This is a genomic window from Pseudomonas sp. GWSMS-1 (genome assembly GCF_049847425.1).
Taxonomy (GTDB): domain Bacteria; phylum Pseudomonadota; class Gammaproteobacteria; order Pseudomonadales; family Pseudomonadaceae; genus Aquipseudomonas.
Map to the genome: position 1 here is coordinate 2,664,793 of NZ_JBMHHV010000005.1, position 17,082 is coordinate 2,681,874.

Below are 17,082 nucleotides of genomic sequence, written 5' to 3' on the forward strand. Positions count from 1 at the left end.
GCCAATCTCAGAATGGTTCAGGCAGCGCTGCCAACAAGGGCCATAGTGCCAAAAGGCCGCTCAAGATACACAGCGCACCGGTAGCGCACAAGCCGCCGAAAGTCGGATACGCCTGCGACCGCCTCAGCCAGTTAACGCTGCCGGCAACGCGCCAGAGGCACGCCACCGAACACCCCAATACCCCCTTGGAATGCGCTAACCGGTGTTACGCAAACCTGCTGCAATCCCCGCCACGCTGACCAATAATGCCTGCTCCAGAGGGCTGCCAGCCTGATTATCACGCTGCCGCGCGCGGGCCAACAGCTCCGCTTGGAGTAGATGCAGCGGGTCCAGATAGGTATTGCGCACACTGATCGACTCCAGGGTTTCCGGACTGTGCGCCAAGAGCTGGGACTGCCCCGTAAGCCCGAGCACGGCGGCCACCGCCTGCGACAATAGGCCGCGTAAATGTGCGCCCAAAGGTTGCAAGGCGGGCTCGACTAAACGCTCGTCATACAGCTGGGCGATGGATTCATCAGCTTTGGCCAGCACCATCTCCAGCATATCGATACGGGTGCGGAAGAATGGCCAGCCCGCACGCATCTGCCCCAGCAGTTCGCCTTCACCGCGCTGTAAAGCGTTGTCCAGAGCCGCTTCCCAACCCAACCAGGCGGGCAACATCAGACGTGTTTGCGTCCAGGCGAAAATCCACGGAATCGCCCGCAGACTTTCCACCCCGCCCTCGCGCCGCTTGGCCGGGCGGCTGCCCAAGGGCAAACGACCGAGTTCCTGCTCCGGTGTGGCCTGACGAAAGTAATCGACGAATTGCGGGTCCTCGCGCACGACTGCGCGGTACGCACTGACGCCATCGCTGGCCAGCTTGTCCATCAGCTCACGCCACGCTGGCTCTGGGCTGGGTGGTGGTAGCAAGGTGGCTTCCAATACCGCCGCCAGGTACAGGTTGAGGTTCTGCTCGGCGATATCCGGCAGGCCAAATTTGAAACGAATCATTTCCCCCTGCTCGGTGGTGCGGAGGCGGCCCGCCACCGATCCCGGTGGTTGCGACAAAATCGCCGCATGGGCCGGGCCACCGCCACGCCCCACCGTGCCACCGCGACCATGGAATAACAGCAACTCGACGTCCTGCTCGCGGCACACCTGCACCAGGGTTTCCTGGGCACGGTACTGCGCCCAGGCGGCGGCGGTCGTCCCTGCATCCTTGGCCGAATCGGAATAACCAATCATCACTTCTTGTGGCCCGTGCAAACGCGCGCGATAGCCCTGCAAGGCCAGCAGACGGCTGATCACCGGACCGGCGTTGTCCAAATCGGCCAGGGTTTCAAACAGGGGCACCACGCGCATAGGCCGCTGCAACCCGGCCTCTTTAAGCAGCAGTTGCACCGCCAATACATCGGAGGCTGCGCCAGCCATGGAGATCACGTAGGAACCCAGAGAAGCTGCGGGCGCGCGAGCCACTTCGCGGCAGGTGGCCAGCACTTCCGCGGTTTCGCCACTCGGTTTGAAGTGCCCCGGCAGCAGCGGCCGACGGTTATCCAGCTCTTGTTGCAGAAACTCTAGGCGCGCCTCTTCATCCCACTCAGCGTATCGCCCCAAGCCCAGGTAGTCGGTAATTTCAGTCATGGCGGCAGCGTGTCGACTGGCATCCTGACGCACGTCCAAACGCCCTAAAAACAAGCCAAAGGTGGCCGCACGGCGCAGGCAGTCGAGCAGCGGACCATCGGCAATCACACCCATGCCGCAGTCATGCAGAGACTGGTAACAGCACTGTAAAGGCTCGAACAGTTCGCGGTTGTTCTGCAGCACGGCACTGGGTGCTGGCAAGTCTTCATGCAACGCCGCCTGCGCCCAACTGCGGGTGGCACGCAGACGCTCGCGCAGCTGCTTGAGCAGGCTGCGATAAGGCTCGGCGCTCTCCCCCACCTGCGCCAGCAAAGCCGGACTGGCCTGTTGCATGGACAGCTCGGCGGCCAGTTGATCGATATCACGCAGGTACAAATCGGCGGCCATCCAGCGCGCCAACAGCAAGACCTCACGGGTCACGCTGGCGGTGACATTGGGGTTGCCATCGCGATCACCGCCCATCCAGGAGGCGAAGCGAATAGGCGCTGCATCCAACGCCAGGTGCAACCCAGTCGCACCGTGCAGCACCTTATCCGCCTTGCGCAGCACATTGGGGATGGCATGCCAGAGCGAGTGCTCAATCACCGCAAAGCCCCACTTGGCCTCGTCCACCGGACTTGGCCGGCTGCGGCGGATTTCCTCGGTGTGCCAGGCCTCGGCAATCAGCCGTTGCAGGCGTTGCTTGACCTGCTCGCGTTCGGCCGCCGAGAGGTCGCTATGGTCGCCAGCCGCCAGCTGTTCGGCCATGGCGTCGTACTTTTGAATCAGCGTACGGCGCGCCACTTCAGTGGGGTGCGCGGTCAGTACCAGCTCGATATCCAGCCGACCGAATTGGCGCGCCAGCGCCTCGCCCTTATGGCCATGGCTGGCCAGACGCTGCAGCAGCTCGGCGAGAATATTGTCTTCAAAGGGCTGCGTTTCACCCGGCGCACGGCGGCGCACACGGTGGTACTGCTCAGCAATATTGGCCAGATTGAGGAACTGGTTAAACGCCCGCGCCACCGGTAGCAACTCGTCGTCCGCCAGCTGATTCAGGGTTGCACTGAGTTGCTCCGCACCGTCCTTAGAGCCTCGACGAGAGGCTTTAGCGCCTTTGCGGATACGTTCAATTTTGTCGAGAAAAGCCGCCCCATGCTGCACCCGGATGGTGTCACCCAGCAGTTCGCCGAGCTGGTGGACGTCTTCGCGCAAACGCGCATCGATTTCTGCCATGACTATTGCCTCCGCTGATCCTCCTTGCAGAGTGCCCAGCGCGCCAACTTCTTACAAGTGCGCGACGCGCCTGAGCGCACTTATCAGCGCACGCACTAGTCTTAACAGGGCAAGCCTGGGCAACACACGCCGGGCACCGAACGGACACGAGGCCATCATGAAGATTCGCGAGCTGGTGCAGCACTGGCAGGAAAACGCCCAGGGTCGACTGAGCGCCACCCCCTATCAAATCCATCTCGACCTGGAAGCCGCTGCGCGCCTGGCGGCGCTGCAAGAGATGTACCCCAAACACCACGTAGAAGAACTGCTGGGGGAGCTGCTTGGCGCAGCGCTGGACGAACTGGAGGCCAGTCTGCCCTACGTCAAGGGCAGCAAGGTGGTGGCCACCGACGAGCTGGGCGACCCGCTGTATGAAGACATCGGCCTCACGCCGCGCTTCCTCGCTCTGTCACGCCGCCATCTGCAGCGCCTTAGCGAACAGAAAAAACCTGCGGATTAGGCGTTACTGGCCGTCAGTGCAACGCACGGCCTGCTTGCGCTGATCAACCAGCACACCGCTCAGGCCTTTCTGCTCAAGGTCAAACATTACCAGCACGCCGTCGATGCACTGGGCAACCTGGCTGGCGGGCTTGAGCGAGACTTTATAATCCTCACCCGGCACGGTCTTGAGCATGGTGAACTCAGACAGCAGCAGCGCATCTTCCGGCTTGGCAACGTGCAAATAGCCGTAAAAACCGAGCACAGCCACAGTGGCGCAGATGCTGCCGATAGCGGTAAGGATAAGCGGGATGGGATTGACTTCACTCATAACAGGCTCTCGGATTAACAATTGGGCGGGCGATGCATCAGGCGGCGCAGCTTGCAACAAAGCCACCCGCCTGCAAAGCCCCAGATTGCCGCATTACTTGCCGCCCGCCCGGACTTCCTCGCGGGCCTTGAAGGTCGCTTCATAAATGCGCTCGGCTAACCGCGAGAACGGCAGGCTCTGCACCCACACCGTTCCCGTGCCTTTGAGCGTGGCCAGGAGAATGCCTTCTCCGCCAAACAGCATGCTTTTCAGCCCACCGGCCAGGGCGATGTCGTAATCGATACCGGCGGTAAAGGCCACCAGGCAACCGGTGTCCAGGCGTAACGTCTCGTTGTTCAGCTGCTTGCGGATCACCGTGCCGCCGGCGTGGACAAAGGCCAGGCCGTCACCCTCAAGCTTCTGCAGAATAAACCCCTCACCGCCGAAGAAACCGGCCCCCAGGCGTTTGTTAAAGCTGATACCAACCGCCGTACCGTAGGCCGCACAGAGAAAAGCGTCTTTCTGGCAGATCAGCGTGCCGCCATGCTCGGCCAACTGAATCGGCACCACGGTGCCTGGATACGGTGCGGCAAACGCCACCCGCGCGGGCGCTTTACCGGCATTGGAAAAGTGCGTCATAAACAGCGATTCGCCCGTCAGCATGCGCTTGCCCATGCCCCACAGCTTGCCCAGCACACCGCTGGTTGAACCATCGCCCATGCGCGTTTCAAAACGCACGCCGTCGGTCATGTAATTCATCACACCGGCTTCGGCGATCACCGTTTCACCGGGATCAAGAATGATCTCCACACTCTGCGCGGAGGCACCGAGGATTTCGTAGTCAAGTTGATGGCTGGGCATGCGCAGCTCCTGTTAATGCGAGAAGAGCAACCCGGATTTCATCCGGGCTACGGATCGTCTATTAGAGGGCTAGGAGCTTCACGAGCGAAGGGTCAGGCGCAACGCCGCATAACCGAGTGCAGTAGCGCCTAGAGAATGTTGGCGTAGTCGGCTTCGATCCGATCCAAACTTAGGTGGTTGAGGAAGTTGGAGAAGCACATCCAGGCTGATAGCGAGTTGAGGTCGCTGAACTGCGGCGGCAGGTACTTGGGCGCGACAACCAGCCCTTCATCGACCAACTGACGCAAAGAGCGCATGTCTTCCAGGGTGGTTTTGCCGCAAAACAGCAGCGGAATCTGCTCCAACTTGCCTTTACGCACGGCCAACTGGATGTAGTTGTAAACCATGATAAAGCCCTTCAGGTAGGACAGGTCCTTGGTGAACGGCAGCCCTGTTGGCGTTGAGCCACGAAACACCCGACTGGCATTGCTGTAGCTTTCCTCCTGGCTGAAACCCTGCTCGCGGTAAAAGTCGAAAACCTGCAGAAAGTCCGCGCCCTCTTCGGCCATATGAATGGCGCGGGTGCGGTTGGTCAGTTTGCGCAAACGGGTTGGGTAAGAGGCAAAGGCAATCACCTCCATAAGGATCGCCAAGCCTTCCTGAGTCACGGTCGATGATGGCGGACCCTTAGCCAAAAAGGTGCACACCGGCTGGCTCAAGCCATTCAGGGTGGTCGCCACATGTACCAGGCCTTCGTGCACTTCCAGGGCCTTAACGTCACGCTCGTTGAACATCGCGTCGGCGCGGATCTTGATGTAGTCCGCACCCGCCGCGGCATCGGCAAGAATACCGTCAGACTCGAAGACCCGAATGGTATCTTCGGCCTCACCAAACACCTTATTCAGGCGCTGTTGCAGCAGGTTGACGGCCTCTTTGGCCGTCAGCGTCTTGGCCTCGTCCTTAAGGTCGCCGCGCTTGTCGATGTTGTTGAGAAAGTCGGAAAACATCAGACCAAGATCGGCCAGGGTTGGGTCGCCAGCATGAAAGGCGTCCGAGGCAGCGCCGTAGAGTTCCTGGCTGATCAGGCCAAAATCTTCGGTACCCCGCGCTTCGAGCATGCGGATGACCATGCGGTACTCGCGGCACATGCGCCGCATGATTTTGCCCACCGGATTGAACTGGCCGAGCTGGCGAGTGATGTCGCGCTCGATATTCTGAAACTCCAGCTTCTTCGCGGCTGCATCAAAGGGCAACGGCCGATTCGCGTAATAAGCACGGTCGATAACGGGCAGCTTCTTGCCCTTGTGCTTGAGAAATTCACTGCGAATCGAGTCGTCCCATTTCACCGCGTCCAGCACTCGAATTGGCGTTTGCGCCTCGACCAAACGGTCGGACAGTGCGCGCACAATCAACTGATAATCGTCCAACCCGGTATGACTGTTCATGCGTTCCCTATTACTCACTAATGTCACTTCAACCATGAGATATCGGGCAATGCCAGTCTCTGTGGCAGCGACCGATTACTCATGTCGCGGCGCTAATCACCTGCACGCTGATAGCGCGCGACTTCGACAAATACATCCGAGTTAGCCTGATCATCGAGGTAGCCGAATACCTGCTCCAGCGGGCTGCTGATAAGCACACCGTCGCTTTCAGCGGCCTCCACCACTTCGCCCTGTAAAACGCCCAGCTCCAGCTCCTGAAGAATGCGGTCCACATCGAGGTTGTAGATCACCAGCTCGTTGTCGCCGGTCAGCTCAAAACCGGCGATGGCGAAATTCGCCCCCAAACTTTTTGGCAACCCCGCCGACAGGTACCAACGCCGCCCGTGATGAGCCACGGTAAAGCCATATTCCTCAGTGCTTTCAAGGTTATCCAGGCTGTCGACATAGGTCCGCGCCTTGTAAACATTGGAGCCGGCGCGGGTGATCTGCAAATACTGTTGCTCGCCCCATTCATTCTTGCGCGACCACTCGCCAAGCAGGGGTATTGGGGCGGCTTCATGGGCGGGAATGGGGTCTTTAAAGGTAACCAGGCACCCACCCAGTAATAGGAAGGACACGGCAAGCAGCGCGCGCCAGGCGATCATTGAACTCTCCTTGTGAACGGATTGGCAGGATTTAGAGGCCCAGCACCAAATGCATATAACGCTTAAGCATGGCCAACATCTCTTCACTGTCTAGATGCGCGGCACCATCGAGCAGGCCCTGATATTCCATGCGGACGATAATCGCCGTCAACAGCTTGGCATCCTGCTCCGCCTGCTCCGAGCCCAGCACCTCGAAGAAATGCGTCACGCCCTGAAGCAAAATCTGCCGGTGGGCACGCATCAGCCCGTGTAAGCGCGGGTTGAGCAAGGCCTCCTGCTGAAAAGCCTGCTCGGCTAGCAGGTGTTCACGGCGCGTGAGCAACTGTTGACGTACATATTCCACAGCCAACCGGGCGATTTCATTGGCCAACCGTCGACGCGCCTCGGCGCTGCCGTCCAGGCGGCTGACCTGCTCACGCAACAAGCCCTCGGTACTCTGCCAAAACTGCCCCATATGCGCCGCGCTGCGCTCGACAAACTGGGTAAAGGTATCGCTGATCAGGTCGTTGATGTCTTTGAAGTAATAGGTGGTCGCTGAGAGCGGCACCCCCGCCTCGGCGGCCACCGCGCGATGACGCACAGCGCGCACGCCATCACGCACGATAATGCGCATGGCAGCGTCGAGAATCGCCTGGCGGCGCTGCTCACTGCCCTGGCGACTGGCTTTACGTCCTTGGTATTGGACGCTGTCAGCGACGGCGTTGGCCACCAGCGTGGCGTTTTCTTGGGTGGGGGTGGCTGTCACAGCGGGACAATCCTCTGTCAGTTATTCAAAGCGACGTTTAACTTAGTCAGCTAATCGCAAAGATAGTCCACTGGCAGACAATAAAAAGCCGCCCGTGGGCGGCTTTTTAAACATCAGGCTTGCGGACGCATATGCGGGAAGAGGATCACGTCGCGAATCGACGGTGAGTTGGTTAACAACATCACCAGGCGGTCGATCCCGATACCTTCACCGGCGGTCGGCGGCATGCCGTATTCCAGGGCGCGGACGAAGTCGGCATCGTAATGCATCGCTTCATCGTCGCCGGCGTCTTTGTCCGCCACCTGCGCCATAAAGCGCTCGGCCTGGTCTTCCGCATCGTTGAGCTCGGAGTAGGCGTTGGCGATTTCACGGCCGCCGATAAACAACTCGAAGCGGTCGGTGACGTTGGGGTTGTCATCGTTACGACGCGCCAGCGGCGACACTTCGAACGGGTACTGGGTAATGAAGTGCGGCTGCTCCAGCTTGTGCTCGACCAGCTCTTCGAAAATCATCACCTGCAGTTTGCCCAGGCCTTCAAAACCCAGCACCTTGGCGCCGGCTTTTTTAGCAATCTCACGCGCCTTGTCGAGGTTGTTGAGATCATCAGCAGTCAGCTCAGGGTTGTACTTAAGGATGGAGTCGAACACCGACAGGCGCACAAACGGCTCACCGAAGTGGAACACCTTGTCGCCGTAGGGCACGTCGGTGCTGCCGAGGACCAGTTGCGCCAGTTCGCGGAACAACTCCTCGGTCAAATCCATGTTGTCTTCGTAGTCGGCGTAAGCCTGGTAGAACTCGAGCATGGTGAACTCGGGGTTATGCCGGGTCGAGACGCCTTCGTTACGGAAGTTACGGTTGATCTCGAAGACCTTCTCAAAACCACCGACCACCAGACGCTTGAGGTACAGCTCAGGCGCGATACGCAGGAACATTTCCATGTCCAGCGCATTGTGGTGCGTCTCAAACGGCTTGGCCGCGGCGCCGCCTGGGATGGTCTGCAGCATTGGCGTTTCCACTTCGAGGAAATCGCGCTGCATCAGGAAGCTGCGGATGTGCGCAATCACTTGCGAACGCACGCGGAAGGTTTGGCGTACGTCTTCGTTGACGATCAGGTCAACATAGCGCTGGCGATAGCGCTGCTCGGTGTCGGTGAGACCATGGTGCTTATCGGGCAGCGGGCGCAGTGACTTGGTCAGCAGGCGCACCTCCGTCATTTCGACATACAGGTCGCCCTTGCCGGAACGGGCCAGGGTGCCCACGGCAGAAATGATGTCGCCCATGTCCCAGGTTTTCACTGCGGCCAGGGTTTCTTCGGACAGGGTCTTGCGGTTGACGTAGACCTGAATGCGCCCGGTCATGTCCTGCAGCACCATAAACGAGCCACGATTGAGCATGATGCGCCCGGCAACCTTGACTGGAATCGCGGCCTCGGCCAGCTCTTCCTTGGTCTTCTCTGCGTACTGTTTCTGCAGGTCGGCGCAGTAGTTCTCGCGGCGGAAGTCATTCGGGAAGGCGTTGCCCTGCGCACGGATGGCAGCAAGCTTTTCTTTGCGCAGGGCAATCAGCTTGTTTTCTTCCTGTTGCTGGTCTTCGTGAGAAAGGCCTTGGGGGTCGAGTTGTTGGTCGCTCATGGTCGTTCGTCTGTCCTGTAAATCGTTGGTTGGGCACGGGCCCGGCGGGTGATTGGGCTGCGCGTAACACAACCCAACCTGCCTAAAACCATCAGTCGGCGGTTAGAGCCCTTGTTTCAGGCTCGCCACCAGGTATTCATCGATGTCGCCGTCGAGCACTTTGTCGCAGTCGCTGCGCTCGACGTTGGTGCGCAGATCCTTGATCCGCGAGGCATCGAGCACATAAGAGCGAATCTGATGACCCCAGCCGATATCCGACTTGGTGTCTTCCAGCGCCTGGGAGGCTTCGCGGCGTTTCTGCATCTCCAGCTCGTAGAGCTTAGCCCGCAGCATTTTCATCGCCGTGTCACGGTTGGCGTGCTGGGAGCGCTCGTTCTGGCAGCTGACCACGGTGTTGGTCGGTACGTGGGTGATACGCACCGCCGAATCAGTGGTGTTAACGTGCTGACCGCCCGCGCCCGAGGAGCGGTAGGTGTCGGTGCGCAGATCTGCCGGGTTGATATCGATTTCAATGTTGTCATCGATTTCCGGCGAGACGAACACCGCGGTAAACGAGGTGTGGCGGCGGTTACCCGAGTCAAATGGACTCTTGCGTACCAAGCGGTGCACGCCGATCTCAGTGCGTAGCCAACCATAGGCGTACTCGCCCTTGATGTGCAGGGTCGCACCTTTGATCCCGGCGACTTCGCCGGCAGACAGTTCCATGATGATGGCTTCGAAACCGCGCTTGTCGGCCCAGCGCAGGTACATGCGCAGCAGCATGTTGGCCCAGTCCTGAGCCTCAGTACCGCCGGAACCGGCCTGGATGTCCAGGTAGGCGTTGTTAGCGTCCATCTCGCCACTGAACATGCGGCGGAACTCAAGCTTTTCGAGGATATCGCGCAGGCGCTCGACCTCGGCTGCGACATCATCGGCGGCCGCTTGGTCGTCTTCTTCGGCGGCCATTTCCAGCAGGTCGCGCGAATCAGCCAGGCTGCTGTTGAGGTCATCCAAGGTGTCGACGATCAATGCCAGCGAGGCACGCTCGCGGCCTAGATTTTGCGCGTACTCAGGGTTGTTCCAGACGTTGGGGTCTTCGAGCTCGCGGTTTACTTCGACCAGGCGATCATGTTTGTGATCGTAGTCAAAGATACCCCCGAATGGTTTGGGTGCGCTCGGACAAGTCTTTGATACTGTTGAGGATCGGGTTAATTTCCATGGCGTTCAGCACTCGCAGGCGATTGAGGTGTACAGCGGCCTTGTGCGGCCCGACGAGCAAGCATCACGGCTGCTCAGCGGACGCGGCGACCTGACCGTGGCCCCGAAGTTTTAGAAAAGCCGGCGAGTATAGCGCAGTCAATAGCCAGCTTGCAGCCTGCGCGTAACACGCCAGGGAGGCTGGCCGTCACGCCGCCCCTGCGCGTTATAGCTCAATCTCGCTCGGCCACGCCGACTTGGTTACGCCCATTCTGCTTGGCCAGGTACAACCCACGGTCGGCCAACTCGACCAAATCGGTCGCGGCCATGCCCATCTGCGGGGTGAGTGTGGCAACGCCCAGGCTGATGCTGACAATGGAGTCTTGGCCAGGCTGTTCATGGGGAATCGCCAAGGCCTGCACGCAAAGGCGGACCTTCTCGGCCAGCAAGCGTGCGCCGCCACGCGAGGTACCCGGCAGGATCATGGCGAACTCTTCCCCCCATAACGCGCCGCCAGGTCTGAAGAGCGGCTGCACATCTCACTCATGCAGGTCGCGACTTTACGCAAGGCTTCATCACCTTCCACATGACCAAAGCGGTCATTAAAGGCTTTGAAGTAGTCGACATCGATCATCAGCAGCGACACCTCGCTTTGCTCACGCAACGCACGTGACCACTCACTGCTCAGGCAATCATCAAAATGCCGACGGTTGGCCAGGCCGGTCAACCCGTCTGACCTCATCAAGCGCTGCAGCACCAGATTGGCTTCGAGCAATTGCTGCTGGCTTTCACGCAACGCACGAAAGGCCTCATCACGCTGCTGCAAGGCTAAGTAGGAGCGTGAGTGGTAACGAATACGCGCCACCAACTCAATCACGTCAGGCAGTTTGACCAGGTAATCATTGGCCCCGCGAGAAAATGCCAGGCTCTTGATCTTGGGATCTTCCTTGGTCGACAGCACGATAATCGGCACATCCTGCAGTGCCCGGCGGCTACGGTACTGGGCCAGCAACTCGAGACCATCGACCCCGGGCATGACCAGATCTTGCAAGATAACCGTTGGTTTTATCTGCTCCGCCAAACTGACGGCCAGCAAAGGATCCGAACAAAAGTGGAATGCAATATTCGCCTCATTCGCTAACGCTCTGCGCACAGCCTCACCAATCATCGCCTGATCATCAACCAGTAAGACCATCAACGGAGTCGATATCGGCGCATCCTCCTGAGCACCGTTAAACTGAGTAAAATCCTGCATACCACGTTCCCCAGGCTCAATGCCCTCTATCGTTATAGACCCTGCAACATCCAACAACACTTAAGCTTCTCCAGCCGTTAATCAAACAGCGCCACGAGACGCCGACCAATCTCGGTCAGCGGTAATATTTCTGATGCGGCATCAAGCTGCGCCGCTGCTTTGGGCATGCCGTACACCGCACAACTGGCCTGGTCCTGCGCAATGGTCAGAAACCCGCGCTGGCGCATATTCAGCAACCCCTGGGCACCATCGCGGCCCATACCGGTGAGCAGCACGCCGACGGAGTCGCCCTTCCAGTTGGCGACCACACTGTCAAAAAACACATCGATCGACGGCCGATAAATATGCGCGCTGGGCTCGGCGCTGTAGGTCAACTCGCCATTACGCTGCAACACCAGATGATCATTACTGCCCGCCAGCAACACTGTCCCAGGCTGCGGTACGTCGCCTGCGCGGGCTAAACGGACCGGCAGCGGCGACTCACTGGCCAGCCATTGCGCCATACCGGCAGCGAAGGTCTCGTCCACGTGCTGCACCAGCACGATGGCAGCGGGAAACCCTGCGGGCAGTTGCTTGAGCAACTCAACCAAGGAGGCCGGCCCGCCAGCCGACGCCCCAATAACCACCAAGCGCTGACGACAACTGCTGCTCTCACGCGGGGCCAGCGGAACTGCTTTGCGCACATTTTTTTGCCCCAAGAGCAACCCCAGATTGTGGATTTTGCGCAGCAGCATGGCGGCATCCGGCAACGCAGCCTCACCCAACACGGGCGTGGCCACCACATCCAGCGCGCCATAGCCCATCGCCTCGAACACCCGGCTGACATGACGCTCGACATCTGAGGTGACGATCAAGATGGCGCAGGGCGTTTCGGCCATGATCTGCCGGGTGGCTTCAACGCCATCCATTTCAGGCATCAGCAAGTCCATCAACAGCAAGTCCGGGGTGTCTTCACGACAGCGCTGCACAGCCTCTGCACCACTGCCCGCCACCCAGACCACCTGATGCTCCGGAGCCCGCACCAGCGCGCGACGCAACGCCTCCACGGCCAGCGGCATATCGTTGACTATTCCGATTCTCATCCCTGCGCCTCACCTATCAGTACCTGCACCGCATCAAGTAGCGCCTCATCATGAAAACTGGCTTTGGCCAGGTAGTAATCCGCGCCGGCATCCAACCCTCGGCGACGATCCTCCTCACGATCCTTATAAGACACCACCATCACTGGCAACGTGCGCAGGCGGCTATCGCGACGCAACAAGGTCACCAGCTCGATACCGTCCATGCGCGGCATGTCGATATCGGTAATCAACAAATCAAAGCGTTCGTCGCGCAGCGCATTCCAACCATCCATGCCGTCCACGGCAACCGCCACGTCGTAGCCTCGACTGAGCAACAGCTTGCGCTCAAGCTCGCGCACCGTCAGTGAGTCGTCGACCACCAGTACACGTTTGCGGGCGGCTTCCTGAACACCCTGGCTGCGCCGATCGACCCGTTCCAGATGACCGCTACCCAGGAGCTTGCCAATTGAGCTGAATAAGTCTTCAACGTCGAGAATCAGCACCGGCGTGCCGTCATCCAGCAAGGCGCCGGCCGACACATCGCGAACCTTGCCCAGCCGCGCATCAAGTGGCATGACCACCAGGGTGCGCTCGCCAATAAAACGATCCACGGCAATGCCGTAAAGGTTGTCACGCTCACGTATCAGCACCAGCGCAATACCCGCCTCTTCGCAGCGCCCCTCCGGGCGTTGCAATAACTGGCTGGCCGCGATCAGGCTGACATGGCGATCGCCGTGCCAAAAGTGCTGACGCCCCTCCAGCTGCACGACATCCTCGACGTTCACCCGCAGCATGTGTTCGATGTGCGCCAAGGGGAAGGCATAGGCTTCACCGGCAATGTCCACCACCAGACTGCGCACCACAGACAGCGCCAGCGGCACCTGCAGGATGAAGGTACTGCCCTCACCACGGCGAGCCTCGAGGCGCACACTGCCACGCAGTTGACGCAACGCGTGTTGCACCGCGTCCAGCCCCACACCTCGGCCAGACATTTCACTGACCTGCTCACGCAGGCTGAACCCGGCAAGAACAGAAACGCCAGCAGCTCGTCCTCGCTCAGCTTGGCGGCGGTCTCGGCACTGGCAAATTTACGCGTGACGACCACCTCACGCAGGCGCTCCACATCGACGCCAGCGCCGTCATCACTGAGTTCCAGCACCAGCATGCCGGCACGGTGACGGGCCCGAAGCAGCAGTCGCCCTTCCTCGGCTTTACCCTTGCGTACACGCAACTCGGGGAGTTCGATGCCATGGTCAAGGGCGTTACGCAGCAGGTGGGTTAAGGGTGCATCCAATCGTTCAAGTACGTCGCGATCAACTTGCGTGGCGTCCCCTTCAATGTCCAGGCGCACCTGCTTACCGAGTGAACGCCCGAGGTCACGTACCATCCGCGCGCGCCCGACCAGCACATCGGCCAGCGGGCGCATGCGTGAGGACAGTGCGGCATCGTAGAGTGAGCGGCTGCGCAGGCCACCCTCCCAGGCAAACTCATCAAAAGCCTCGAAATGCGTCTGCAGTAATTGCTGGCATTCAGCCAATTGCGCCCTGGAATCATCCAGCAAGGCCTGTGCCTGCGGTTCTAGAGAACTGTTCAGGGTTAAGTCTCGCAATCCGTCCAGGGCACGCCGAACCGCTGATTGCTGGCGCTTAAGCCGTTGCAAGGAGTCCGCCAGCGGTTGAATCCGCTGAAACTCGACCAGGGCTTTACCCGACATGTCCAACAAGTGATCGAGACGCTCGGCCGAGACCCGTAAAACTCGTCCGCGCCCTTCATCAGGCAACTCATCTGCAGGTTCATGCGCCGTCACCTGCGAGGCCACAGTGGCTTGCTGCAACACTGGCTCTGCTGCAGTTGTGCGCCCCAGAGCCGGCACCGCCGTCGCCAGCTGACGCTCGAGCAAGGTCACCAGTTGCTCAATCCGTTCGGTCGAGGGGGCATCAGCCGCATCCTGTGCACCGACCCGGCGCAATAGATCGGTGCCCTGCAGCAGCCCGTCGATCTGCTCGGGCAGCAACCGCAACAGGCCTTCCTGAGCGGCCACCAGCAAGTCCTCCATGGCGTGAGCCACTTTAACGCCGTCATCCAACCCAACGATTCGCGCCGCGCCCTTGAGCGAATGCGCTGCACGCATACAGGCTTCCAGTTGCCCGGCATGATTAGGCTCACGCTCAAGCACCAACAAACCGGCATCCAGCACCTGCGCTTGGGCGTCCGCCTCCATGCGGTAGAGTTCAAGCAGCGAAGCATCCCTCATCTGATCGGGCGTCATGCGAAACTCCTGCTCATGGCCTGACGCAGCAACTCATCATCAAGCTGGGTAATACTGCGCCCCTGCCACTGAAACACCCCGCTGGAAAACTGACTGACCGCCAGCCCACCATCACGCACAGCAGGCTGCACCGTGTGCCGCGCAATCGCATGAATCCCGTCCACTTCGTCCACCGGCACCACCACGGGCCCGCCCTGCCCGGTCAGGATCAGCATGCGGGCAATGACGCGCTGGCCAGAAGCCTGACTAGTACCCGCAGGGATACCCAATAGCTCAGCCAGCGACAGGCAGGCCACCAACGTACCGCGCACATTGGCGACCCCCAGCAAGCTGCGTGAACGCTGATGGGGTAATGAATGAACCGGCAGCTGCGCCACCACCTCGACCAAACTACGCGTGGCGATCGCCAGCCATTCCTCGGCAACCCGGAACAGCAGCAGCGAACAACGCTCGACCAGCGGCTCATCGACCTCCGGCTCAACATCGTCTTGCATGGACGCGTAGCGCTCAAGCAGGTGGATCGCAGCGGCAGCGTGCACCTCACAATTGCGGCAGTGCACGTGTTCATCCAAGCGCTCACAGCTTTTATCGCCCCGAATGCCAATGCGGTTCCAGCAGTCATCGATACGTGCGGCGCTCTGCGCCAGTATCAGGTTATCGCTCATCGCGCTTCACTCCAGATAGGCTCGCTCGGTTGACCCGCTGCTGCAACCGCTTAGCACCGCCATGGTCACCTCGCGCCGCCAACAGCGCCGCCAAGTGCACCAGGCTCTCCACATGTTCAGGCTCCAGGTAAAGCGCTTTGCGGTAGTAACCTTGGGCAACATCGCCCTGGTCGGCCATGTCATTGAGCAGGCCCATCCAGTAGAACGTATCGGCACTGGGGCCATGCTCAAGTAGATAACGCTCACAGCCCTGAAGGGCCTCAGCACCGCGCCCAGCATCGGCCAGTGCCACAATTCGGGCCAACGCACTGGACGCCTCATCGAGCGGCGCAGTAGGCACCGCGGGCCGCTCAACACGCACACGAGAAGCCGGCATAGGCCGTACAGGGCGAACAGGGGCTGGCGCGACCCATTGCTTCGGCGCCCTGAATGCAGGTGCCTCCACCACACGCTGAAAGGCAAAGGTCAGCGGCACTTTCAACGCCTGCATCCCGCGCTGGGTGAGCAAGCTGGCCTCCGCAGGACCGACAAAGAAGGTGCCACCGTCGTGCAATAAGCGCTGCAACCCATCGAGCACCGCATGCTGCGTAGGGCGATCAAAATAAATCAGCAGGTTGCGGCAGAAGATAAAGTCGAAAGGCGCTTCGCCGCCCAGCACGTGGCTATCCATCAAGTTGCCACAGCGCAGTTTGACCCTGTCGCGCACACGCGCCTGCAACTGAAAACCGCTGTCAGTGGCGTCGAAATAACGCTCACAAAAACTCAAATCCTGGCCACGAAACGAATTGCGACCGTAGTGCCCCAGTCGCGCCAGCTCCAGTACCCGGGCACTGACATCCAGCGCTTCGACCTGAAACGAAGCGGGGGCGAAGCCTGCATCCAGCAGCGCCATCACAATCGAGTAGGGTTCCTCGCCACTGGAGCACGGCAGGCTGAGCAGGCGCAGCGGGCGACTGCCACATAGCGCTGCCTTACGCTTGAGCGCCAGTTCCACCAATGCGGCAAAAGACTCTGGGTAGCGAAAAAACCAGGTTTCCGGCACGACCACGGCCTCAACCAGCGCCTGCTGCTCGGTCGTTGAGCGATTCACGTGCAGCCAATAATCAGCCTGCGCAGAAATACCCTGCGCCTGCATACGCTGGCGAATCGCACGCTCGATCACCAACCGCCCAACCGACTCAGCCTCCAGGCCGATCAGCCGCTTCAGCAGGTGCTCCACCTGAGCAATCATGATGCCGCGCCCCCACCGGGGAACAGCAAGGCACAGACATCCGCCGGCAGCAGCCCAGCGACCTCGATGCGCTGCACCAGTCCTTGTGCAGACGCCTGCACGGCGCCCAGATAGTGCGCGTCACCAGGGCCCAGGCCGGCGTCACGGAAAGCGCTGTTGGGTAAGCGTAAGGTATCGGTGGCTTTCTCCAGAATCAGCCCCAGCACGCGATTGGCTGGACGGTAATGCACCAACACCAACCGAGTACTGGCCAGTGCCGCGGCAGGCCGCCCACAGGCACGCACCAGCAAGTCGATCACCGGCACCAACACGCCACGGTATTCAAAGCCACCCGCAACCCAGGCAGGTGCCTGCGGAAAAGCCTTCAAGCGACGCAAAGGCAACACTTCAACCACCTCGTGCACATTGAGCGCATAGCGGTCCTGATCCAGGCTGAACAACAGATAAAGCTCGCCCGCCTCACGCGTGGAAGACGCCTGGCCGGCATTCGGGCTCGGCATA

At 60.2% G+C, this 17,082-nt stretch carries 13 protein-coding genes and 2 pseudogenes; 1 reads left to right on the plus strand and 14 read right to left on the minus strand.

Annotated elements, in window-relative coordinates:
- Positions 1-195: 195 nt before the first annotated feature.
- A complete protein-coding gene (ppc, locus tag ACEPAJ_RS16230; protein ID WP_425916154.1) occupies positions 196-2,832 on the minus strand; it encodes a phosphoenolpyruvate carboxylase in 2,637 nt (878 codons plus the stop codon).
- Between the two features lie 157 nt (positions 2,833-2,989).
- Here ppc and ACEPAJ_RS16235 point away from each other — a divergent pair, with 157 nt between their 5' ends.
- Positions 2,990-3,331: a pilin assembly protein gene (locus ACEPAJ_RS16235; protein WP_425916156.1), complete on the plus strand. Its 342-nt coding sequence runs from the start codon at positions 2,990-2,992 to the stop codon at positions 3,329-3,331.
- Positions 3,332-3,334: 3 nt separating this feature from the next.
- On the opposite strand, the gene ACEPAJ_RS16240 is transcribed toward ACEPAJ_RS16235, so the two are convergent.
- The 13 genes and pseudogenes from ACEPAJ_RS16240 to ACEPAJ_RS16300 all read right to left on the minus strand — a co-directional run bounded on the left by ACEPAJ_RS16240 (position 3,335) and on the right by ACEPAJ_RS16300 (position 17,081).
- A complete protein-coding gene (locus ACEPAJ_RS16240; protein ID WP_274086896.1) occupies positions 3,335-3,640 on the minus strand; it encodes a hypothetical protein in 306 nt (101 codons plus the stop codon).
- Positions 3,641-3,733: 93 nt separating this feature from the next.
- Complete coding sequence (locus tag ACEPAJ_RS16245) at positions 3,734-4,480, minus strand: TIGR00266 family protein (protein ID WP_425916158.1); 747 nt, start codon at positions 4,478-4,480, stop codon at positions 3,734-3,736.
- 128 nt (positions 4,481-4,608) lie between these two features.
- Positions 4,609-5,904: a flavohemoglobin expression-modulating QEGLA motif protein gene (locus ACEPAJ_RS16250; protein WP_425916160.1), complete on the minus strand. Its 1,296-nt coding sequence runs from the start codon at positions 5,902-5,904 to the stop codon at positions 4,609-4,611.
- Between the two features lie 92 nt (positions 5,905-5,996).
- Positions 5,997-6,548 carry a hypothetical protein gene (locus tag ACEPAJ_RS16255; RefSeq protein ID WP_425916162.1) on the minus strand — a complete coding sequence of 184 codons (552 nt, stop codon included), beginning with the start codon at positions 6,546-6,548 and terminating at the stop codon, positions 5,997-5,999.
- A gap of 31 nt (positions 6,549-6,579) precedes the next feature.
- Positions 6,580-7,293 (minus strand): TetR/AcrR family transcriptional regulator, encoded by a 714-nt coding sequence (locus ACEPAJ_RS16260; RefSeq protein ID WP_425916164.1) that lies wholly within the window; start codon positions 7,291-7,293, stop codon positions 6,580-6,582.
- A gap of 113 nt (positions 7,294-7,406) precedes the next feature.
- On the minus strand, positions 7,407-8,924 hold the full coding sequence (lysS, locus tag ACEPAJ_RS16265) for a lysine--tRNA ligase (RefSeq protein WP_425916166.1): 1,518 nt from the start codon (positions 8,922-8,924) through the stop codon (positions 7,407-7,409).
- Between the two features lie 102 nt (positions 8,925-9,026).
- Positions 9,027-10,122, minus strand: a protein-coding gene (gene prfB, locus ACEPAJ_RS16270) for a peptide chain release factor 2 (RefSeq protein WP_322949510.1) whose coding sequence is annotated in 2 segments (ribosomal slippage) — positions 9,027-10,049 and positions 10,051-10,122 — 1,095 coding nt in all. Because the reading frame shifts where the segments join, the coding sequence is not laid out codon by codon here.
- A 211-nt stretch (positions 10,123-10,333) separates the two neighbouring features.
- A pseudogene (locus ACEPAJ_RS16275) lies at positions 10,334-11,355 on the minus strand (diguanylate cyclase domain-containing protein).
- A 77-nt stretch (positions 11,356-11,432) separates the two neighbouring features.
- A complete protein-coding gene (locus ACEPAJ_RS16280; RefSeq protein WP_425916168.1) occupies positions 11,433-12,437 on the minus strand; it encodes a chemotaxis response regulator protein-glutamate methylesterase in 1,005 nt (334 codons plus the stop codon).
- Positions 12,434-14,685, minus strand: a pseudogene (locus tag ACEPAJ_RS16285) (hybrid sensor histidine kinase/response regulator). Before ACEPAJ_RS16285 ends, ACEPAJ_RS16280 begins: the two are co-directional and overlap by 4 nt.
- On the minus strand, positions 14,682-15,350 hold the full coding sequence (locus ACEPAJ_RS16290; protein WP_425916170.1) for a chemotaxis protein CheW: 669 nt from the start codon (positions 15,348-15,350) through the stop codon (positions 14,682-14,684). Before ACEPAJ_RS16290 ends, ACEPAJ_RS16285 begins: the two are co-directional and overlap by 4 nt.
- Complete coding sequence (locus ACEPAJ_RS16295) at positions 15,340-16,581, minus strand: CheR family methyltransferase (RefSeq protein ID WP_425916172.1); 1,242 nt, start codon at positions 16,579-16,581, stop codon at positions 15,340-15,342. Before ACEPAJ_RS16295 ends, ACEPAJ_RS16290 begins: the two co-directional genes overlap by 11 nt.
- The gene (locus ACEPAJ_RS16300) at positions 16,578-17,081 is read right to left on the minus strand and encodes a chemotaxis protein CheW (RefSeq protein WP_425916174.1); all 504 of its coding nucleotides are present in this window, start codon (positions 17,079-17,081) and stop codon (positions 16,578-16,580) included. Before ACEPAJ_RS16300 ends, ACEPAJ_RS16295 begins: the two co-directional genes overlap by 4 nt.
- Position 17,082 lies beyond the last annotated feature (1 nt).